This window comes from Raoultibacter timonensis, assembly GCF_900240215.1.
GTDB lineage: Bacteria > Actinomycetota > Coriobacteriia > Coriobacteriales > Eggerthellaceae > Raoultibacter > Raoultibacter timonensis.
Window position 1 is genome coordinate 802,171 of the sequence record NZ_LT964681.1, and the last position, 20,603, is coordinate 822,773.

A 20,603-nucleotide genomic window follows, 5' to 3' on the forward strand; every position below is an offset into this window, starting at 1 on the left:
TGTTCGGCCGCATTCGGGTATATCTGCCGAGCGCACTTTTGCGTGCACCCAACGCTTACGAATGGACGATGTATCGTTTGCGCAGCTTGGTTGCCGCCACTTCGAGCACAACCGCAACGGCGAGGCACAGATACACGATCAGCCCGACTTCGTGGATGTTGTAGTAGAAGCTTCCGGCCAAAAAGAGCTGATAGCCGATGCCTCCAGCTCCGGCAACCGCACCCACTGCCACCGCGTTTACGAAGTTGATCTCGAAACGGATGAACGTCCACGAGAGCATCTCGCTCGTTTTTACGGGAACCACTGCGGCGAAAACGGTCTGCCACCACGAGGCTCCGCACGAACGCAGGGCTTCGAGCACGCCAGGATCGACCTCTTCGAAGCTCTCGGAGTACGCCTTCACGAGGTAGGCAACGCTGTGGAACAAAAGGCCGATCACCGCCGCCTCGGGCCCGAGCCCGATCGCCACCGTGAACACGAGCACCCACAGGATCGTCGGCACGGCGCGGAAGAACGACATGAGCGCCTTGATTGCGTTACTCAGCATGCGGTTCGACAAGTTGACCGCTGCGAACAGGCTCAGCACGAAGGCGATCACCGCCCCGATGAACGTGGTGAGAACCGCAAGCGCAATCGAGACGAACAGCCCCGTCACCACATCGGCGAGCGTGAAGTGCCCCGCAAGGCCCGGCTGCAGCATCATCATGAGAAAATCTTCAGCCGCCTGCCCGAACGCCGTGAAGAACGCCACCTTGCCGTAGTTCATCGTGACGAGCGAGAACACTGTCAACCCCGCAAGGATGCCGAGCGTGAGCGCAACGGCAGCGTTCTGCTTGCCCATGACGCGCGTTTTGATCTTCCCTGTGCGCGTACGGCGAGCGAAGGGAAGATCGGCTGCATGCTCCGAAAGAGCGGAAACGCACGCCGCAGCCGCCTCGGTGACGGCCGCCCCGGGGGTGGCCGTCCCAGCCGCAGCCGTCTCGGGGGCAGACGCCCCGGGGGTGGCCGCCCCGGCAAGCGCGGGATTTTTCTCCCGATTCGTCATATGATCTGCCTCCTAACGTAATTAGAAACGGCTTCGCATACGATTACGGCGATCACGATCATCACGATGACCAGGCCGGCTATGTCGTAGCGGAAGCTCTTGTAGTACAGGTCGAACACGAATCCGATGCCCGTGCCGGTCAGAATGCCGATCAGCGTAGCATCGCGGATATTCGTCTCGATCATGTAGAGCACCCAGCTGATGACCGACGTGATCGACATCGGCACCACCGCTTGAGCGACGATCGGGAAATAACCCGCACCCGTCGCGCGCAGCGCCTCGACCGAACCGCCGCTCACCTCGTCGATGCTTTCGAGATAGCAGCGGGTCAGATATCCGAAACTCGTGAGGAACAGAGCGAAGAACCCCGTGAACTCGCTCTGCTTGAACGAGAACAGCAAGATGAACGCCCATGCGACAACGGGGATATTGCGAAACAGCGAGGCGATGGCGCGCACCGCAACCGAAACGGGGCCGCCGATGCCCACCGAACGCGATCCGAGTACCGCGAACGCGAACGCGAGCGCCGCAGCCGTACAGCTTGCCGCGATCGACACGAGCACGGTCGAACCGAGAGACGAGAGAATCTGACCGATTTTCTCGAACGATTCCACCGAAGGTACGAAGTTCGAGGCCATCCACGCAATACCTGCGGGAATATCGGCGATCGACGCAACGAAATCGAACCCCACGTACCCGCCCGCTAAGGCATTGGCAATCACGAATACGAGAAAAACCGCAACGATCGAAAGACTGCGCCGACGGAAAAACTGCCCACCGACCGCTTCCATCAGGCAACCCCCGCCGCAGCCATAACATCGGCCTCGACCGCATCGGAAAAACCCTGCGGTCGCACAGCATGCTCTTTGACATACGGGGTGCCGTAGATGTCGGCGATCGCCTTGGCATCGAGTTCGGCCGGCGTACCGTCGAACACGAGCTTACCGTCTTTGAGGCCGATGATGCGATCGGAGAACTCAATGGCATAATCGACCTGATGGAGGTTCACCAAACACGCGATGCCCAGATCGTCGGCCGCCCACCTGAGATGCTCCATGATGGCACGCGACGATTTGGGATCGAGGCTCGCAATGGGCTCATCGGCAAGGATAAGCAGCGGATCCTGCACGAGGGCGCGGGCGATCCCCACGCGCTGCTTTTGGCCGCCGGAAAGCTGATCGCAACGGCGGTAGGCGAATTCGGCGAGGCCCAGCTGATCGAGAATGCCGAACGCCTGGGCTTTCTCGTCCTCGGTGTACAGCCCGAGAATGCCCGCAATGCTCGATTTGTAGCCGAGCCGACCTTGCAGCACGTTCTCGATCGCCGTTGAACGGTACACGAGATTATAGTGTTGAAACACCATGCTGATGCGCCGCCGTATCTGACGGAGCTCGCGTTTGCCGAGCTTCGTCACCTCTTTGCCGTCGAATTCCACGCGCCCGCTCGTCGGATCGATCAAGCGGTTGATACAGCGCAGTAGTGTGGATTTCCCTGCACCCGATGATCCGATGATCGAGACAAACTGCCCGCGCTCGATCGTAAGCGAAACGCCCTCGAGCGCTTTCGCCTTGCCGGTGTAGCTCTTCGACACCGATTCGATGTTCAGTAATGCTTGCCGTTCCATTGATCCATCGCCTTTCCGGGAAGGTGCGGCGCATCCGCACCCGTATCGCAGCATGAAAGCTCGCCGGACGGTTGCAGCCTGCCGGCGAGCTCAGAAACGAAGCGTCGGTCCTAGGCGCCGAGCTTTCGAATGGGTTCGTACCAATCGTCGGTTACCTCGACGAAGCAACTCTTGTCGGATTCCTTCTCGAAGATGCCCTTAGCGCTTTCGTCGTCGGGGTCGATGAAGATTTCCTTGTTATCGGCAACCTCATCCGAGCAGAAGTATTCGACGATCTTGGTACGCGTTTCCTCGTCGATTGCATCTTCGTTGAAGCACACGGGCGCATTGAGCACCGGGGTGATCGCGATGATGGTGAACTGCTTGCCGCGTACGGTATCGAAGGGGGCTTCGGCATCGTCTTTCGCCTTGTATACGGCACCAACGGTATTCGCCTCGCCCGACACGAGATCGAGATACATATCCACATCGACATCATCGAACGCCGCGGCATCGGCATCGCCGGAAAGCAGGTTGACCGCCGAACCCGCATGGGAGTTGCCGAACAGGACCTCGGAGAAGAACGCTCCCGCCTCGAGCAGCACGTCGGAGGAATCGAGACCAAACTCCTTGACGATAGCGCTCGAAGGAACCTTGAACCCGGATGTGGACGTAGCGGAAACAAACGAGAACGATGTGCCCTTGACGCCCTCGAGGGAATAGCCGCTGCCGCTTTTGTACTGGTCGGCGTTTTCGGTGGCTACGCAAATGCGGCTGTAATAACACGCCCCATCGAGGCCGCCCTCTTCATCGCTGTTGGTGAACGCTGCAAGCACCCGAGGGTTCTTCTTGTTCGCCTGCACGTAGCCTTCTGCCCCGAGCAACGCCATCTGCGCACTGCCCGATGCGATCGCTTCGATGGCCACGTTGTAGTCGGTTGTGGTCATAAGCTCGACCTCGGCTCCGCACGCGGTCTTGATCGCATCGCCGATTGCCTGTCGAGAAGAGGTGAGATCGGCCGAAGAGTTGTCGGGGAGCCACACCATGGTGATCTTCTCCGCCGCCGTCTGCGCTTGCGTTTCGCCAGACGTTGCCGCACCCGCAGAGCCTGAAGCCCCTGCCGCCGTGCCCGTTGCCGAACAACCCGCCATCAGAGCCAGCGCTCCTGCCGCAAGCACCGAAGCACCTCCGATGACGAACCGACGCCGGGATATCGCACCTTCAACCATACAAGCCTCTTTCTCTCAAGCGTACTTTGCAGTTTTCGGTATGCAGCGGAATGCCGAAGGCCGAAAAGAATTCGATCTACGGAATGGGAAGAAGGATTGTCGCCTTCGAGCCGACCGCTGCGAAACCCATGCTAAGCATGCTCTGTTCGGCGCTCGTCAGGCGCGCATCAAGCTTCGGTCAATCTTGGGCAAACCCTGGATCATGGTTTGTTCATACATAGGTAAAGCTGCTGGTGCAATGAGAGCTTTCGTATTTGACAAAGCGCCGATGCGTCGCTTCTCGGATGGCAGAAAACGAAGGGTTTTCGTCGCGCGTCGGCTGGTTCAGGGAAATCGCATCAGCAAGCGCTTCGTTCATCCGGCGCAATACATCCATGTGAAATACGAGCGATCCCCCGCATGCAACCCTCGCTCTTTGGCGACGAAGTGCTCCTTTTTCCGCCGTAAACCAGGGGATCCTCCGCCAGACTGCAATCGGCGTGTGAAGGGTGCGAGTCAACCTCAAGATTTTTGCCTTCAATTGTGTCATCATAAGCGTTGCGTCGCCAATGCATTCGAACGCCCGCTTGCAAGTGTGCGGGCAAGCCGCCGGTCCAAGCCATGCCGATGCATTCGGCGTCGCCGTATCGTGCAAAGGTCAGGAAACGCTCATGAACATACTCGACTACCTGGAAACCGAGTTCGCCACCTTCGACGAAAAGCCTTTCAGCGAGGTCGATGCGCTCATCCTCTCGGAAATCTGCATGGCCCGCTTCGATGACATCGTTCCAGGCCTTAAGGGCAAGGGCCTTTTCGCCGACATCTCCACGATCGTAGAGAACCTGTTCTCGCCGAGCGGCCGAGGCGTGACGTTTCGCGATGCGCTACGGGCTGAATGCTTCGATCGCATGTTTATCGGGCTTGTGCCAAAGCGCACGAAAGACCTGCTCATTGCCCTTGCAGCCAGCCCCCGATTCCGCGATATCGTCATCCGCGACTACCTGAGCCTGTTCGACACCGAGCGCCAAACGCAGTTCGCCGCCATGGCGTTTTCGCATAAACGCGAGTTCGCCTTTCTCGGGTTCCGCGGTACCGACAGCTCGTTTACCGGCTGGAAGGAAGATTTCAACATGGCCTTCACGTGCCCGGTTCCCGCTCAAGACCATGCCGTCCGCTATGTTGAATCAGCGGCGGGAGGCCTACCGAAGCGCTTGATGCTCGGCGGTCACTCCAAAGGCGGAAACCTCGCCGTCTACGCTGCCATCAACGCCGACCCCAAGGTGCAGGCGCGCATCGAGCGCGTATACGACTTCGATGGGCCAGGGTTCAAACCCTCGGTTTTCACCGGTGAAGAATACGCGAATCTGCAGAACCGCATCGTCAAGATCGTGCCCGTCGACTCGATCGTAGGCATGCTCATGGAATCGCACGAAGATTATCGCGTGGTTGCAAGCGACGCCAAGGGAATCAACGCCCACAGCGGATTCACGTGGCAGCTCGATGGCGATCGATTCGTGTTCGCCGACCGTATTTCCGAGAGCGCCCGCTTCACCGATCAGGTGATGACCGAATGGCTCAGCTCGTTTTCCGACGACGAGCTTGCCGTCGTCGTCGATGCGATCTTCGAAGCAGTCGCCGCATCGGGCGCCGAAGATGCCACCGACATCCTGAGCGGCGGCGCAAAGACCGTGCAGCTGCTCATGGACGCGAACAAGAACACCGGCGAACCTGCGCGGACCATTCTTGCCGACGCGATACGACGCCTCTCGGAAGTCGTACTTCATCGCTTCGGCCGCGATCTGGGGGCAATGCTCGCAGGCAAAGGGAAGTAGACGGCAAGCGAACCGTGCCGTCATTCATACCTCGAACCAAGAATTGGCCCGGGAAGAATTCAATGCCTAGTTTTTTCGACTGACAGTCGAAAAAACTTGACCCGAATTGATTATCCAACCGATAGCCAAAATGAAAGTACAAGGCAGTTTCCGAACGGCCACCGTTCTCGGCTATGCCTCGATTCTCGGTCGGCTATACTTCGGTATATCGATCCGACGGAAGAACAGAAAGGTATCGACAGAGCATACCTTAGCCCATACCGTTTGTCTGACGCAGCATTAGAGGAGGAATGCCAACCGTGGCCGCAGGCGATTTGAAAGGTTTCGTCGAAATCGCAGCCGACGAGCTGCGGCACCATCCTGCACGCCTTTTCGGAATGGGACTGTTCTGGGCATGGCTGCAGATCGTATTCACTTCGCCTTCGCTCACCCCCTCTTTTATGCTGAACGTACCCTTTCTGTCGCAGCACCAGGTATGGACAGCCTCGCTTCTCGTAACGCTTCTCACGTTTGCGTTTGTGCTCGCAGCTCGAAAGAGCTTTTCTTCGCCCATGGGTGCTTTCCCGCTTGCAACCTGTCATCTTCTTATGGCAGCAGGTACTGCCTGCTTGGCATGGTCGGCGATGGCAGACGAGTCGTTTCTCTTCTCATGCATCGGCATCATCTGTACGGGTGCGGGAAGTGGTTTTGCGTTTCTTGCATGGGGCGAACACCTTGCTCGCCTTGAGCCAAGGCGGGTTCTTTTTGACATGGCTGTTTATTCGTTTATGACGGCCTTATTCTTCAGCGCCGCCATGCTTCTTCCGCCGATCGGTACGCAAATCGCAACGACCACCATGCCCATTCTTGCCGGCATTCTTCTTATGCAGGCAAACCGATCTGCACCGCAGCACGCTACGGCGAATCGTCAACCGAACATTGAAACATCGCCGAACAGCGTCAGCCTGGTAGGACTCGCCGTGCTCGTTGGCCTTGTCTACGGCATCATGAGAGGAATCAGTCTGTCGTTCACGACAAGCTCGCTCGAACACGTTACCGCTGCCACCGTTGCCGGAATCGCCGTTGCCGGAATCCTCCTTGTTGCAACAACGGTATTCTTCCGAAAGGGCAGCGAGCTTTACCTGGTCTGCCAGATATCCTTTCCCCTGCTTGCTGCAGGATTTCTCCTCTTGCCACAGTTTCTTGGCGATCTGCCGCTTCCCATCATCGTGTTCACTGTCGGGCATAGCTATTTCTATTTCCTGCTTTGGGTATTCTGCGTTGACCAGGTGCAGGCTTCGCCAAAGAAGCCCTCTGTGGTTTTCGCTATCGGCCTGCTTTCATTTCTTGGGAGCTCACTCGTTGGCTCGATAGCGAGCGATGCTATGGCGCTTGCAGGTTCTGAGGCGTCGCAGGCGATTTCCATAATCTCGCTCATCGTGGTATATCTGTTCGTTGTCGTCTTTGCCTATCTCTTTGGAAAAAATCGCAAAGCAAGCCTTGCAAACACCGACGAGCAGCGAGCATTGGCATTCAAGAATTGCAGCGATCTGGTCGCTTCGGACGGTGGCCTCTCTCCTCGCGAAACGGAAATCTTCTACCTACTCGCCATCGGCAAGGATCGTGCCGATATTCGCGATACCTTCCATATTTCAAACGATACCGTGAAATCCCATACACGACGTATTTACGCGAAGCTCGACATACACTCAAAGAAAGAGGCTGCTGCTCTTGTGGAAGACCGGCTCGAGAAAGAGCAGCGGGGAATGATCGCCCATTCGGAAGGCGTGCAGTAGCTCACCTGCTTGTAGCCCACAGGGGGTTACGTCATGCTATTCGAGTTTCACCCCCCGCGGGCGCTTATCGCAACCGGGACATACCCCTATGGTTCGAACCGACGGAGGCAAACGCCTTCGAGGGAGACATAGGAGGAAACCATGGAACAGAAACCGCTATCACGGCGCTCGTTCATTACCGGAGCAGCACTGGCGGGAGCATCGGCAGCAATGGTCGGACTCGCAGGTTGCTCGCCTGCTGAAAGCAAATCCACCAATGCTGGAACCGACAATGCAGCAGGAGCTTCGGAATCAATCGGCGCTCACGTATGGCTGCAACCAGCGCCCACCCTGCCTGAGATATCAACCGAAGAAACATACGATGTCGTAGTCATCGGTGCCGGCATCGCAGGTTGCACGGCTGCTCAGGCTGCAGCCGAAGCGGGAGCAGCCGTACTTGTCGTAGAGAAATTCGAAGGCATCACCGCGCACGGAACCGACATCGGCGCGGTCGGATCGACGCTTCAGAAAGAGCAAGGAGTCGATATCGACAAAGCTCTCGCGACGCGCCTTATTTATCAATGGGGCCAATCGGAAGCAAACTATTACCTGATCAAGCAGTTCGTCGAACGCAGCGGCGAAGTCATGGACCACTACATCGATATGGCGACCGACCTTGGTTACGAAGTCATTCTCAATAGCGAAATGACCGCGCGCTCCGACTGGGACACGCTCGATGACCGATTCAAGCAATTCAGAACCGCCCATAAGTTCATACTTCCCGAGGGAAGCTCATTGCCCGAACAACCTTGGAACGTCGGTTATTTCATCAGCATGGTTGCCGATGATGCGCAGGCCAACGGCGCCGTCTTCGAATTCAATACCACCGCAGAGCAACTGATCAAGGAGAACGGCACTGCGACCGCCGTCGTGGTCAGCAACGCCGATGGCTACAAGAAGGTCAACGCAACTAAAGGCATCATATTGGCAACAGGCGGCATCACCGACAACGACGAGATGAAGGCGTGCTTCTGCCCCATCGCGCTTCGTGCCGACAAATCCGACTATTTCCCCGTTGGCGGCAACATGGGCGACGGGATCACCATGGGCAAGTGGATCGGCGCTGCACTTTCGCCCTGCTATCCGGCTCCCATCATCCACCCGGTAAATCTCTCGGTCATGGGTCCCGGTTTCGATACCTGCTGGCTCACCGTCAACCGCGATGGTATGCGCTACTGCTGCGAAGTAGGATTCGAGCCAATCGTCACCAATGCACGCATGAACACACCCGGCAGCGTCGCATGGGCAGTATGGGACTCGCATTTCGTTGAACACGTCCAAAAGCAGGAGCCGATCAAGTCGGCATCGTTTATCGACGGCCTAGAAGACAAGGTCGAACAGGCGGTCGCCGATGGAGCGTTCTTCAAAGGCGAAACGCTGCAAGAACTCGCCGATGCCATCGGTGTTCCCTACGAGGCGCTCCAGAAAACCGTTGACCGTTACAACTCGTTCTGCGAGACTGGCGAGGATCTCGACTTCGGTGTGCCTGAAAGGTTCCTCAGTTCAGTTAAGGACGGGCCGTTCTACGCGAGCAATGTTTCCGCATGGCTGCTCGCGCTTCCATACGGCCTTCGCGTAGACCAAAACTCACAGGTTCTTGATGAGGAAGACACTCCCATCGGCGGTCTTTTCGCAATAGGCAATGTCCAAGGCGACTTCTTCGCCAACTCCTATCCGGTCACCCTGCCAGGCACAAGCCACGGACGCGGCATGACATACGGACGCCTTGTCGGCCAAGCAGTTGCAAAGGGCACAACGATCGACGGATACGCTGTCGGATTCGAGGATTAGAGCACAGAACAACGTGCCGCCTGTCATCCTGGGTGGCGGGCGGCACGATCTGTAGCATTGAGCAACCGATTGGGCGGTCATGCATCGAATCCGATCGCCCGCAAGTTCGACCGCACGTACCCCTTACCGATCAAGAGGTGCGCAAGCGGCAACGCAACCCCCGCAGCACCCATCGCCTAGAACCCCAAGAACACCCCGGCAAGGCCGCCGCTCACGCGGGCGTCACCCGACTTCGCGAACCTCATGAGGCGCGGTCGTACGTCTGTCGCCGTTCGCGCAAGATAGCCCCTGCTCTGATCGTCCTCGATTCCAAGCTTTTCGCATACGTCGGCGGCCGCTTCGCCAAGCAGGCGGGAAACCTCCGCTGCCGGCTTGCCCTTGACGACTTCGGCAATGCGCGCCCTATCCTCGTCGGTTGCCCGCAAGCGCCGCACGTCGCCAACTCCCGCCAACGCGAGGCCCACGGCGTTTACAGCGATGGGCTCGTACAGGTTGATGAGCAGCTCGCGGTACGCTGGGTGTACCGCTCGCAAAAGCGCCTTGCAAAGCCCTAGGTCGAACCGTTGCATAAAATCGTTTTCGATCAGCAAACGTTCGAGGTACTCGGTCACGTAGTCGACACCGAGCACGCTCTCGGACACAGGATGCGCAAGCGGGTAATCGATATCGCTCGGGATTTCATGGGCAAAAGAACGGTAGTCGTAGCGAGCGGGAAACTCTCTCAAGCTCTCAAGCGTACCCTTGAGCGCAACGCTTTCCAGCAGCGGCGTGGTGAGGGCTACCTGCTCCCAGAGTCCCCCGATGCGCTTCGCCTTACGCTCGACGAGCGCCATGCCCTCGCCAAACGCCGTGTCGATCCCCTGAGCCAGCAGGCGTCTGATTGCAGCGGGATCCGGCTCTTCCCTATCGATGCCAAGCGTGAAGCACACTGAAGCGAGCAGCCGCTGCGCGATCGATTCGGGAACCGAGCTGCTCTCGCCCATCGTGTAAAGCGACGTGCGTCGAGAAAGAAGCTCCCACAGCCCCATTTGAAAGGCCATCTGTTCGTCGGGAGCAAGCTCTTCTGCCGAAAGCGCAGAGGACGAAGTAGCCTCAACCTGCCGCGCATCGGCTACAACCGAAGGGCCCCGACCGGATCCGGCATCCGAGCACGCACCCACCTCAGCGCATCGAGGAGCCTCCGATTCTGCTGTTGGCATCGAATCCGATCCGGTAGAGCTCGTTGTAACCGTCGTAGAATCCTGCGGCGTAGCTCTCGTCGGGGCGGTCGAATCGGTCCGCCTCGTAAACGCGGTCGAGTTCGTCACGGACGCTCCTTCCATCTGCATCACTCTCGCTTTCGCCGTCTTCGTACGCTTCCGCTTCCGACCAATCCTCGTTCTCGTCGCCTCGCGCACCCTGGACGATCTCAACGAAGCGTTTTGCCGGCATACCTCCCAGATAGTCGGTTGAGCCGTTGGCCTCGCCATCGAACGCATGGCGCATGGCGTCGATCAGCTCTTGGTCGGATAACTGCTCGTCTGAATCCTCCTTCAGCTGATAGAACGCATCCTGAAGTTCCGCGAGCGTCTCGTCGTAGGTCTCCTGGGATAGAAACGGGGAATCGCAGAACGCAGCAACGATCTCCACCAACACTCCCCTGCCGAATTCCACGCGTCCCGTCGCTCGCAGCGATTCGACGCGCCGCTCGGCAAGACCGCGCATCTGCTCATCGTTGAGCGCAAGCCCGAACGGCGCGCCTTTCGCGTTGCAGATCGCCAGATCGGACCTCGCCGTTTCGCCGTACGCCGCCGGCACCATCATCATCGAACCGATATCCACCTACATCACCTCACCCTTATCGCGCAAGGATGGAAGAATACACCTCTCGCGCAGAACATACAGGACTCGATTTTTGACGAGTTTTGTGGTAATATATTCCCAGACGGAAAGGAGAATTACACAATTCTCCTTTTTTGATTCCCAGATGCTACACCACGTACAACACCGCATACAAACCCAGCAGCAAGGCGAGCATCGCGGCGTTCGCAGCCCCGAACACGAGCATGAACCTTCCGATTCGCGCCCCGTCGACATGCAGATAGATGCGCAGCGATATGAGGCTCGCCAACGAAGCGATGGGCGTACCCAGGCCCCCGAGATCCACCCCGATAAGCAGGCTCTGCCAGTTTTCCGTGAAGCCCGAAAGCAACACAGCAGCGGGTACGTTGCTGATCACCTGGCTGGCAGCCACCGAAGTCACCAGAGGATGTGCGCCCATGAACGCCTCGAGCAGATCGCGCACCGCCTCGATGCGCCCCATATTGCCGGCGAATACGAAGAAGCATACGAACGTGAGCAGCAGTCCGTAATCAACCTGCTTGAATACCGGTCGGTCGCACGCTGCAAGCGCACACACGACCACCGCAAGCAGGACAAGCGGATCGATTACGCGAAGCACCGCCAAAAGAGACGCCGCGAACAGTGCGCCGTGAAGAGCAACGCGTTTGCCGTCGATGTCCGAGCGTCCAAGCGGAAGCACCACGTTTGCCGAGCCCCTTCCCGTCAGAGCCGATGCCGCAGCCAGCACGACAAGCGAAAGCGCAGCAAACGGAAGCAGCGCCCGCAGAAAATCGCCAAGCGAAATCGAAAAGTACGTGTACAGATACAGGTTCTGGGGGTTGCCGATCGGCGTTACCATGCCGCCAAGGTTCGCCGCAACGGTCTGCAGTACGATCATCCACGCCAGGTGCCGCTTCTGGCCCGCATGGGAAAGCACGAGCACCGCGAACGGCACGAACGCCATCAGCGCAACATCGTTGGTAACGAGCATCGACGCGAAAAACGGCAGCGCAACGAGCGTGAGGACCACCAGGCGCAACGGCCGCTTCCCCTCGAGCAGCTTCTGGGCGAGCACCGAGAAGAGCCCGCATTCCCTAAGGCCGGCAACCGCCGCCATAAGGCAGAACAGCAAGATGAGCACCCGCGTGTCGATATAGGAGGCGTACGCTCCGTCAGGCGCCACGAACGCCATTGATGCGAGCGCGCAAACGACAGCGATGCACAGCACCGCTTCAGTGCGGAAAAACGAGATCAGCCTATCGAGCATGGATGAGAACCGCTTTCCGCTCGCATGCGCACGCACCGCAATCGCAATGTTTCACGTGAAACATCTGTTCGTGTTTTCGTAACGCACAGTAAGGGGCCCGTCTACACGAGGCCCCCTTGCTGTGCGAAGAACGCGCTTTCGCCATTCAGTCGGTAAAGTAACCGACGCCGCCTTCGAACAGCGGCTGGTACAGATTGCCGGGAACGTTCTTGTACAGGCCGTTCCCGCTGCGCTCGGTATGCCCCATCTTGCCGAACACGCGGCCGTCGGGGCTCGTGATGCCCTCGATGGCCAGTACCGATCCGTTGGGGTTCACATCCAAGTCCATCGACGGCACGCCGTTCACGTTGACGTACTGCGTGGCGATCTGCCCCGCCGCTTTCATCTGCTCGACGAGTTCGGGCGAAGCGACGAAGCGGCCTTCGCCATGGCTGATGGCCACGGTATGCACATCTCCCACCTCGCAGCGCGAAAGCCACGGCGAGAGGCTCGAAGCCACACGCGTGCGCACGAGACGGCTCTGATGACGCCCGATGGTGTTGTAGGTGAGCGTCGGACAGCTCTCGTCCATAGGACGAATGTCGCCGAACGGCACCAACCCCAGCTTCACCAGCGCCTGAAAGCCGTTGCAGATGCCGAGCATGAGCCCGTCGCGGTTCTGGAGCAAGTCGCGCACCGCTTCGGTCACGGCAGGAGCGCGGAAGAACGCCGTGATGAATTTAGCGGAGCCGTCGGGTTCATCGCCGCCGGAGAAGCCGCCGGGAAGCATGATGATCTGGCTGTTCTTGATGGCCGCCACGAGCGCTTCGGTACTTTCGGCAACGCGGTCGGGCGTGAGGTTGTTCACCACGAGCACATCGGCAACCGCTCCCGCGCGCTCGAACGCACGCACCGTATCGTATTCGCAGTTCGTTCCCGGGAACACGGGAATGACGACGCGCGGTTTCGCGATAACCCCGCCGTAGGTGAGCGGCAGCGTGTCGGCATAGCTCACCGTCTCGACCTCGGCGCCTTCGCCGCGGTACGGGAATACGGGTTCGAGCTTGCCCTCCCACGCTTCCTGCAGTTCAACGAGATCGATCGTCTCCCCCGCAACCGCGAACACGTAGTCTGACGTAGTGGTTCCCAAATCGACCACATCTACCCAGTCGGTCGATGCAGGAGGTTCGGCACCCTCGGCAAGTTCGACGATAAACGTGCCGTACGCGGGGCAGAACAGGCTGTCGGCACGAACGCCCCCGTCCATCTCGATGCCGATGCCGTTGCCGAGGCACATCTTGAACAGCGCTTCGGCAGCGCATCCGTAGCCGAGCGTCGATACGGCGGCCGCGCTTCCGCTCCCGATCAGATCGTCGACGATGGCGAGCGCTTCGCGCATGCCCTCGGGTTCGGGAATCAGATCCGCGTAGCGCGGCTTGACGGCGATCACCGTGCTGCCGGCTCGCTTGAACTCAGCCGACGTGACCCGATCGACCGAGCCCACAGCTGTGGCGAAACTCACGAGCGTGGGCGGCACGTCGAGGTCTTCGAAGCTGCCCGACATGGAATCCTTGCCGCCGATCGATCCGATTCCCAGATCGATCTGCGCCATGAGAGCACCGAGCACCGCGGCTGCGGGTTTGCCCCAGCGCTCGGGCTCGTTGCGCAGGCGCTCGAAGTACTCCTGGAAAGTCAGATACATGGCTTCGCGCCTGAAACCCGCCGCAGCGAGCTTCGCCACGCTTTCCACCACGGCGAGATACGCTCCCGTATACTGGTTCGCTTCGGTAAGATAAGGGTTGAATCCCCAAGCCATGCCGCTGCACGTGGTCGTTTCTCCCGCGACGGGGAATTTCGCCACCATGGCCATGTTCGGGGTGAGCTGACGCGAACCGCCGAAGGGCATGAGGACGGATGCCGCGCCGATGGTCGAATCGAACCGCTCGGAAAGACCTTTGTTCGAGGCCACGTTCAAATCGGTTACGAGCGCGTGCATGCGCTCGGTCAGCGATGCCTGCTCGTCGCCCCATGTGCGCTCGTAGGCGCCCCCGGATAAAATGCGCACGTCCTGATGCTTCGGCGCCCCGTTGCTGTTCAGGAATTCACGGCTCACATCCACGATGGTCTCGCCGTTCCATTCCATGCGCACGCGCGGCTCCTCGCACACCGTAGCGATCGGCGTGGCTTCGAGGTTCTCCTCGCAGGCATAGCCGAGAAACTCATCGACATCCTCGGGCGCCAACGCCACGGCCATGCGCTCCTGGCTTTCGGAGATGGCCAACTCGGTACCGTCGAGCCCGTCGTACTTCTTGGGCACGCGGTCCAGATCGATATGCAACCCGTCGGCAAGTTCTCCGACCGCAACCGAAACACCGCCCGCGCCGAAATCGTTGCAGCGCTTGATGAGCCGGCACGCGTCCTTGCGACGGAACAGGCGTTGGATCTTGCGCTCCACGGGCGCATTGCCCTTCTGCACTTCGGCACCGCAGCTCTCGAGGCTTTCGAGGTTGTGTGCCTTGGAGGAACCCGTCGCTCCCCCGATGCCGTCGCGGCCCGTGCGACCGCCCAACAGCACGATCACATCGCCCGGGGCCGGCGTCTCGCGGCGCACATNCTTGCCGGGAAGCGTTTCGGATACGGGCACGAGCGGGTCGGCCGCGCCCGTCACGCGCATGGCCTGGTACACGTAGCTGCGCCCCGAAAGCGGGTCGCGGATGGCACCGCCCACACAGGTGGCTGCGCCGCCGAACGGCTCGATCTCGGTGGGATGGTTATGCGTTTCGTTCTTGAACAGGTAGAGCCAGTCCTGGCTTTCGCCATCCACGTCCACCGTGCACTTGACTGTACAGGCGTTGATCTCTTCGGATTCGTCGAGCCCGGTAAGGATGCCCTTCGCCTTGAGGTAGCGCGCGCCGATGGTGCCCATGTCCATGAGGCACACGGGCTTCTCGTCGCGTCCGAGCTCATGGCGCATGGCGAGGTATTTCTCGAACGCAGCCTGCACCGCTTCGTCATCGATCGCCTGCACGGCGAGCTCGGTGCCGAACGTGGTGTGGCGGCAATGATCCGACCAGTACGTGTCGATCATCTTGATCTCGGTGATCGTGGGATTGCGATCCTCTTCGACGAAGTACTGCTGGCAGAACGCGATATCGGCAAGATCCATGGCAAGTCCGCGCTCGGCGATGAAGGCGGCGAGTCCCGCTTCGTCGAGGTCGAGAAATCCTTCGACCGTCTCCACCATCGCGGGAACCGGCTGAGCCATATGAAGCGTCGAACGCACGTCGAGCGATGCTTCGCGCGCCTCGATCGGATTGATCACGTAGCGCTTGATGGCCTCGACATCGGCCTCGGTCAGCTCGCCTTCGAGCAGGTACACCTTCGCGCTGCGCACCTCGGGGCGCTCTCCGCAGGAGATGAGCTGAATGCACTCGCTCGCCGAATCGGCACGTTGATCGAATTGGCCGGGAAGGTACTCCACCGCAAACACATGCGCGCCCCGCGTCTCGGGCATTTCCGTTGTGGCGATATCCGATTGCGGCTCGCTGAACACCGTGGGTACGCACTGAGCGAACAGCTCGTCTGAGATGCCCTCGACATCGTAGCGGTTGACAAGCCGCAAACCGCGCAGCTGACCGATGCCGAGAATGCTCGTCAGCTCAGAGAGAAGCTGCTGGGCTTCTCCGTCGAAACCGGGTTTCTTCTCCACATAGACACGAGAAACCATGAATGAGTTCCTACCTTCCTCGTCATGCAAACCGATGCGAATGCGCGTCGAGGCTCGGCAGATGCCCGGGTGGCGACTCCCTCGGCCTTCCTCGCCTAAACGCTTCTCAGCTCGGAAAATCTGTTATTTCGCCGAATCCTTGGTAGCGTTTTCCTTCTTGACCTTGTCGATGATGCTGTTGCCCTCGGCCGCATCGGATTTCCCGCCGGCCCCATCCGCTCCAACCTCAACCGCGTCGGCCTTCTTGGCGGCTTTTGCAGATTCTGCTTTCGAAAGCCTGAATCCGCTGCCGAAGAGGCTCCGCTTCTTCGGCGCTTCCACAGCCGGCGCTTCGGCCTCCTCGCCCTTCCCGGATGTTTTCTTCTGCTGCTCGGCCTTCGCCTTCTTCTCGATGGCGCGCATCTCTTTGGTCTTCTTGGACTCCATCTCCTCCTGATAGGCACGGCGCACCTTGCGGATCTTGGAGAAGTCGACGTAGAGCGCTGCAATGATCAGCACATAGGCAAGTCCGAGGGCGATGAAGCTCACCATTTCGTTGTTGGGAAACCACGAGCGGGAAAGCCACGAGAACGCCGTCATGGCGATAGCCGCCACGAGCAGGATCCACCACATACGGCGGAGCTTCTTGTACTGCTCGGTCGGTGGGTTGTAGTACTTGCGATCCACCTGAGACTGCTTTTGGCGCGCCGCTTTCTGCTCGGCCTTCTTCTGCTGCTTGGTCTTCGTCGTGCTCTGCACGTGCACCGTCGAAGCCGCTTTGGATTTCGGCTTCATCGTTGCCGCGCTCTTGCGCGTCTGACCCTTGCGGTCGTCGGTGGTGTAACGGTCGTTCATCGGGTTTCTTTGGCTCATTGCGCTATTTACTCCTCGTCGTGCTCTTGTCCGCGCCCCGTCCCATGCTCAACAGCGTACCGGACGAAGGTTTCGGCGGTATTTACTTCTCGAACGTACGCCCGGTGATGCGCTCGTATGCCTGGATGTACTTCTCGCTCGTCTTCTCGATAACATCCTGCGGAAGGCGGGGCGGGTTGCCCGTGCGATCCCAGTTCTCGTTCAGCCAGTTGCGTACAAACTGCTTGTCGAAGCTCGGCTGCTCTTGACCCTCGACGTAGGAATCGACGGCCCAGAAACGCGATGAATCGGGCGTGAGCACCTCGTCGGCGAGAATGATCTTCCCGTCGATCGTGCCGAACTCGAACTTCGTATCGGCGATGATGATGCCCTGCTCGGCCGCATGGTCGCGCGCCGTGCTGTACACCTTGATCGACAGGTCGCGCAGCGCGGTAGCCGCTTCTTCGCCGATGAGCTCGGCGGTGCGCTCGAAGCTGATGTTCTCGTCGTGATCGCCGATCTCGGCCTTGGTCGAAGGCGTGAAGATGGGGTTCTCGAGTTTGGAGGAATTCACCAAACCGGCAGGCAGCTCGATGCCGCACACCGTACCCTCTCGCTCGTATTCCTTGAGCCCGCTGCCGGCAAGGTATCCGCGGACGATGCACTCGACCGGAAACATATCGGCTTTCTTCACGAGCATGAAACGACCGCGCAGGTAGTCCTCGTAGGGTTTGAACTGCTCGGGTAGGTCTTTCGTGTCGGCGGAGATCAGGTGGTTCTCGATTACACCATCGAGCAATTCGAACCAGAAGCACGAAAGCTGCGTGAGGACCCGGCCCTTGTAGGGGATCTCGTCTTCGAGGATGTAGTCGAACGCCGAGATTCGATCCGACGCAACGAGCAAAAGCCTGTCGCCCAGATCGTACAGGTCGCGCACTTTCCCCTGCGCATCGGGTGAGATGTCGATTCCGGTCATGTCGCTTGAACTTCCTTCCTAAAGCTCCGTTTACTACCGGCTAGGCCAATGTAAAATCCAACACAATTGGACACGATAGCATGATGGGTTACTTCTTCGGGCGCGACTTCGACTTTTCTTTGTTTTTGGCTCGGTTTTTCACCCTGTTTTCATCATAGAGCGGGATGTAGATCGTGAACGTCGCCCCCTCGTTGGGTTTGCCCTCGACGTGCACCCATCCGCCGTGTCGATCGACGATTTCCTTGACCACCGCGAGGCCGACTCCCAGGCCCCCGCTTTCGCGGTTGCGGCCCGCATCGGCACGCCAGAAACGCGAGAACACCATCTTCGCCTCCTCGGGCGAAAGGCCGATGCCGGTATCCTTCACCGCGATCGAGGCCATGATGTCGCCTTTCTTCACGTTGACCGCGATATGGCCGCCCTCGGGGGTGTAGCGCACGGCATTGGAGATGAGATTCGCGGTTGCCTGCCTGATCATATCGGCATCGCCGTATACGTACACGCCCGGCTGCGCGTTGAACTCCATCGTAAGGCCCGAATCGGTCACGAACGCATCGTGCGTCGAGACGATGCCCGCTATGAGGGATCCCACGTCGACGACCTCTTCCTTCATGGGCGTCGAACGGTTTTCGAGACGCGAGAGCTTCAGCAGTGCGTCGACGAGACGGCTCAGGCGCTGCACCTCGGAATTCACCGTTTCCAGGCGCTCGGTATCGGCCTTGAACACGCCGTCGACCATGGCCTCTACCGTCGACTGGATGGCCATGAGCGGCGTACGCAGCTCATGCGCCACATCGGTGGTCAGGCGGCGCTCGAGCTCGCGGTCCTTCTCAACCGACTCGGCCATGGCATCGAACGTTTCACCGAGACGGGATATCTCGTCGTCGCCGTGCATGTTCGTGCGCGCCGACATATCGCCTTCCTTGATGGCCTTCGCAGTCGAAGTCATGCGGTTGATCGGCCGCACGAGATTGCGCGCGAATAAAAAGCCGATGCAGAGCGCCAGGATGATGGCAATGGCCGCGGCGAAGAACATGGCCTGATAGGATTTCTCGCGAAACTCGATGTCTTTCGGGAACAGCAGCGTGTTGGAGCCGTACACCCACACCGAAACCGTACCGACCTTCTCTTTGTCAACCTTGATCGACACCTGCACCAGATTGTCGTCGGGCGGTGCAAGGGAGTTCCATTGCCCTTGGGCATCCACCGAAGCAGCGGGTTCGCCGCTCGATGCCCCTTCCCCCTGGCTGCCGTTTTGCGCGGCGTCCTGGTCTGCGGCCGGAGCATCGCCCTGATCGACCGTGGCGGGATCGACCGGCTCTCCGTCCTGCGTACCGTCGGGAACCTGCGCCTGCCCTTTGGGATCTGCCGTGCCGGCGGAATCGTCTTCCCCGCCGGTGCTGTAGTCAAGAGTGCTGTCCCATATGGTTTTGCCGTCTTTGTCTCTGACGACGATGCCGACGCCCTTCGAATCGCCGTATACCTCCTGAGCCGGAGCAACCGTGTAGTCGGTGAACTCACCGGTTTCGGCGTAGCGCGTGGCGATTTTCGAGGCGATGTTGGTCGCCGTCGTTTCGAGGTTCGCCCTCGTGTAGCTCTGGAAATGCTGCTCCCAAACGAATGAGAGCACGCCGATAGCCACGAGCGCCGTCATAGCGGCGATCGCAGCAAACGACACAGTCAGGCGAGTCGTATACGTAAGGTCCGACCAGATACGGGGGCGACGTGCGCCGCCATCGGGATCGACGGCTGTATGCTCTCTCTTGACCACCGAAGATGTGCTTACTGACCAGCTTTAGTAGGATCTTCGAAACGATAGCCCACGCCGTGCACCGTGTGGAGCCACTTGGGATTACGCGGATTGTCGCCGATCTTGGCGCGCAGGTTCTTCACATGGGAGTCGATCGTGCGCTCGTAGCCCTCGAAATCGTAGCCGAGCACCTTCTCGACGAGCTCCATACGGGAGTACACGCGCCCGGGATAGCGGGACAGCGTGGTGAGCAGCTTGAACTCGCTGGCCGTCAGGTCGATCTCCTCGTTGTTGACGAGCACCTTGTGGCCCGACACATCGATCGTGAGCTCGCCGAACTCGAGTACTTCGCGCTGCGGCTCGGAATCGGCATGCACGCGACGCAGAAGCGCACGGGAGCGTGCCACGAGCTCGCGCGGGCTGAACGGCTTGACCAGGTAATCGTCGGCACCGAGTTCGAGTCCGATGATGCGATCCTCGACCTCGCCCTTGGCCGTCAACATGATGATCGGCACATCGGAGTTGTCGCGGATGGCGCGGCATACGCGCTCGCCCGGCACGCGGGGCAGCATCAGATCGAGGATGACCAGATCGAAATGGTGCTTTGAAAACTCTTCCAAGGCCTCTTGGCCGTCGCCGACAGCCGTGACCCAATAATTCTCACGTTCGAGGTAAGCCGTTACCGCATCGCGGATGGCCTTCTCGTCTTCGACCAATAGGATACGTCGCGTTTCGTTGCTCATGGATATCTCCTCAAGCTCATCGGTTCAGTCATTTCCGCCTAATCCGCTGGAGTACGAATGCGGGACCGTGTTTGCGTTTATTGTAGCAATTGATGCGTTTTGGCCTCTAAGCTGTATGGTAAATGACACAATAAACGTGCAAAGTAACGCAAACGTTGTACGGGGACATTTGCCGAGATCAAACGCGGAACCTGCGCAAAATTCACATGATCCCCG

Annotated in this window: 15 protein-coding genes; 3 read left to right on the forward strand and 12 right to left on the reverse strand. The window is 59.3% G+C overall.

Going from position 1 to position 20,603, the window contains the following annotated elements:
• Positions 1-55 precede the first annotated feature (55 nt).
• The 4 genes from C1722_RS15435 to C1722_RS15450 all read right to left on the reverse strand — a co-directional run bounded on the left by C1722_RS15435 (position 56) and on the right by C1722_RS15450 (position 3,877).
• Positions 56-1,045: a PhnE/PtxC family ABC transporter permease gene (locus tag C1722_RS15435; RefSeq protein ID WP_102380222.1), complete on the reverse strand. Its 990-nt coding sequence runs from the start codon at positions 1,043-1,045 to the stop codon at positions 56-58.
• Positions 1,042-1,836, reverse strand: coding sequence for an ABC transporter permease subunit (locus tag C1722_RS15440; RefSeq protein WP_102380223.1), 795 nt, complete (start codon positions 1,834-1,836; stop codon positions 1,042-1,044). The genes C1722_RS15435 and C1722_RS15440 overlap by 4 nt, the downstream gene beginning before the upstream one ends.
• On the reverse strand, positions 1,836-2,669 hold the full coding sequence (gene phnC, locus C1722_RS15445; RefSeq protein WP_244387272.1) for a phosphonate ABC transporter ATP-binding protein: 834 nt from the start codon (positions 2,667-2,669) through the stop codon (positions 1,836-1,838). The genes C1722_RS15440 and phnC overlap by 1 nt, the downstream gene beginning before the upstream one ends.
• A 110-nt stretch (positions 2,670-2,779) precedes the next feature.
• Complete coding sequence (locus tag C1722_RS15450) at positions 2,780-3,877, reverse strand: phosphate/phosphite/phosphonate ABC transporter substrate-binding protein (protein ID WP_102380225.1); 1,098 nt, start codon at positions 3,875-3,877, stop codon at positions 2,780-2,782.
• 650 nt (positions 3,878-4,527) lie between these two features.
• Between C1722_RS15450 and C1722_RS15455 the strand changes: the two genes are divergently transcribed.
• The 3 genes from C1722_RS15455 (at position 4,528) to C1722_RS15465 (ending at position 9,293) form a co-directional block, all read left to right on the forward strand.
• Entirely contained in the window at positions 4,528-5,688 is a 1,161-nt protein-coding gene (locus tag C1722_RS15455) for an Mbeg1-like protein (RefSeq protein ID WP_102380441.1), read from the forward strand.
• A gap of 551 nt (positions 5,689-6,239) precedes the next feature.
• Entirely contained in the window at positions 6,240-7,463 is a 1,224-nt protein-coding gene (locus tag C1722_RS15460) for a response regulator transcription factor (RefSeq protein ID WP_180995304.1), read from the forward strand.
• A gap of 141 nt (positions 7,464-7,604) precedes the next feature.
• Complete coding sequence (locus tag C1722_RS15465; RefSeq protein WP_102380227.1) at positions 7,605-9,293, forward strand: FAD-dependent oxidoreductase; 1,689 nt, start codon at positions 7,605-7,607, stop codon at positions 9,291-9,293.
• 176 nt (positions 9,294-9,469) lie between these two features.
• On the opposite strand, the gene C1722_RS15470 is transcribed toward C1722_RS15465, so the two are convergent.
• The 8 genes from C1722_RS15470 to C1722_RS15505 all read right to left on the reverse strand — a co-directional run bounded on the left by C1722_RS15470 (position 9,470) and on the right by C1722_RS15505 (position 20,387).
• A complete protein-coding gene (locus C1722_RS15470; RefSeq protein ID WP_146040707.1) occupies positions 9,470-10,492 on the reverse strand; it encodes a DUF6179 domain-containing protein in 1,023 nt (340 codons plus the stop codon).
• The gene (locus C1722_RS15475; protein ID WP_102380229.1) at positions 10,455-11,114 is read right to left on the reverse strand and encodes a DUF6323 family protein; all 660 of its coding nucleotides are present in this window, start codon (positions 11,112-11,114) and stop codon (positions 10,455-10,457) included. Before C1722_RS15475 ends, C1722_RS15470 begins: the two co-directional genes overlap by 38 nt.
• Positions 11,115-11,262: 148 nt before the next feature.
• On the reverse strand, positions 11,263-12,381 hold the full coding sequence (locus C1722_RS15480) for an SLC13 family permease (protein WP_102380230.1): 1,119 nt from the start codon (positions 12,379-12,381) through the stop codon (positions 11,263-11,265).
• Positions 12,382-12,526: 145 nt separating this feature from the next.
• Positions 12,527-16,087: a phosphoribosylformylglycinamidine synthase gene (locus C1722_RS15485; RefSeq protein WP_102380231.1), complete on the reverse strand. Its 3,561-nt coding sequence runs from the start codon at positions 16,085-16,087 to the stop codon at positions 12,527-12,529.
• Positions 16,088-16,210: 123 nt separating this feature from the next.
• Positions 16,211-16,921, reverse strand: a complete 711-nt coding sequence (locus tag C1722_RS15490) for a hypothetical protein (RefSeq protein ID WP_244387283.1) — start codon at positions 16,919-16,921, stop codon at positions 16,211-16,213.
• Between the two features lie 100 nt (positions 16,922-17,021).
• Positions 17,022-17,894: a phosphoribosylaminoimidazolesuccinocarboxamide synthase gene (locus tag C1722_RS15495; protein ID WP_102380232.1), complete on the reverse strand. Its 873-nt coding sequence runs from the start codon at positions 17,892-17,894 to the stop codon at positions 17,022-17,024.
• A gap of 88 nt (positions 17,895-17,982) precedes the next feature.
• On the reverse strand, positions 17,983-19,665 hold the full coding sequence (locus C1722_RS15500; protein WP_244387287.1) for a HAMP domain-containing sensor histidine kinase: 1,683 nt from the start codon (positions 19,663-19,665) through the stop codon (positions 17,983-17,985).
• An 11-nt stretch (positions 19,666-19,676) separates the two neighbouring features.
• Positions 19,677-20,387: a response regulator transcription factor gene (locus C1722_RS15505; RefSeq protein ID WP_102380233.1), complete on the reverse strand. Its 711-nt coding sequence runs from the start codon at positions 20,385-20,387 to the stop codon at positions 19,677-19,679.
• Positions 20,388-20,603: the final 216 nt, after the last annotated feature.

Excerpts from the sequence above, each read along its gene's own strand:
- C1722_RS15455 (WP_102380441.1), top strand. The coding sequence starts at position 4,528 with ATGAACATACTCGACTACCTGGAAACCGAGTTCGCCACCTTCGACGAA.
- C1722_RS15490 (WP_244387283.1), bottom strand. The coding sequence starts at position 16,921 with ATGAACGACCGTTACACCACCGACGACCGCAAGGGTCAGACGCGCAAG.
- C1722_RS15465 (WP_102380227.1), top strand. The coding sequence starts at position 7,605 with ATGGAACAGAAACCGCTATCACGGCGCTCGTTCATTACCGGAGCAGCA.
- C1722_RS15460 (WP_180995304.1), top strand. The coding sequence starts at position 6,240 with ATGGGTGCTTTCCCGCTTGCAACCTGTCATCTTCTTATGGCAGCAGGT.
- C1722_RS15450 (WP_102380225.1), bottom strand. The coding sequence starts at position 3,877 with ATGGTTGAAGGTGCGATATCCCGGCGTCGGTTCGTCATCGGAGGTGCT.
- C1722_RS15435 (WP_102380222.1), bottom strand. The coding sequence starts at position 1,045 with ATGACGAATCGGGAGAAAAATCCCGCGCTTGCCGGGGCGGCCACCCCC.
- C1722_RS15505 (WP_102380233.1), bottom strand. The coding sequence starts at position 20,387 with ATGAGCAACGAAACGCGACGTATCCTATTGGTCGAAGACGAGAAGGCC.
- phnC (WP_244387272.1), bottom strand. The coding sequence starts at position 2,669 with ATGGAACGGCAAGCATTACTGAACATCGAATCGGTGTCGAAGAGCTAC.
- C1722_RS15480 (WP_102380230.1), bottom strand. The coding sequence starts at position 12,381 with ATGCTCGATAGGCTGATCTCGTTTTTCCGCACTGAAGCGGTGCTGTGC.
- C1722_RS15495 (WP_102380232.1), bottom strand. The coding sequence starts at position 17,894 with ATGACCGGAATCGACATCTCACCCGATGCGCAGGGGAAAGTGCGCGAC.
- C1722_RS15440 (WP_102380223.1), bottom strand. The coding sequence starts at position 1,836 with ATGGAAGCGGTCGGTGGGCAGTTTTTCCGTCGGCGCAGTCTTTCGATC.
- C1722_RS15470 (WP_146040707.1), bottom strand. The coding sequence starts at position 10,492 with ATGCCAACAGCAGAATCGGAGGCTCCTCGATGCGCTGAGGTGGGTGCG.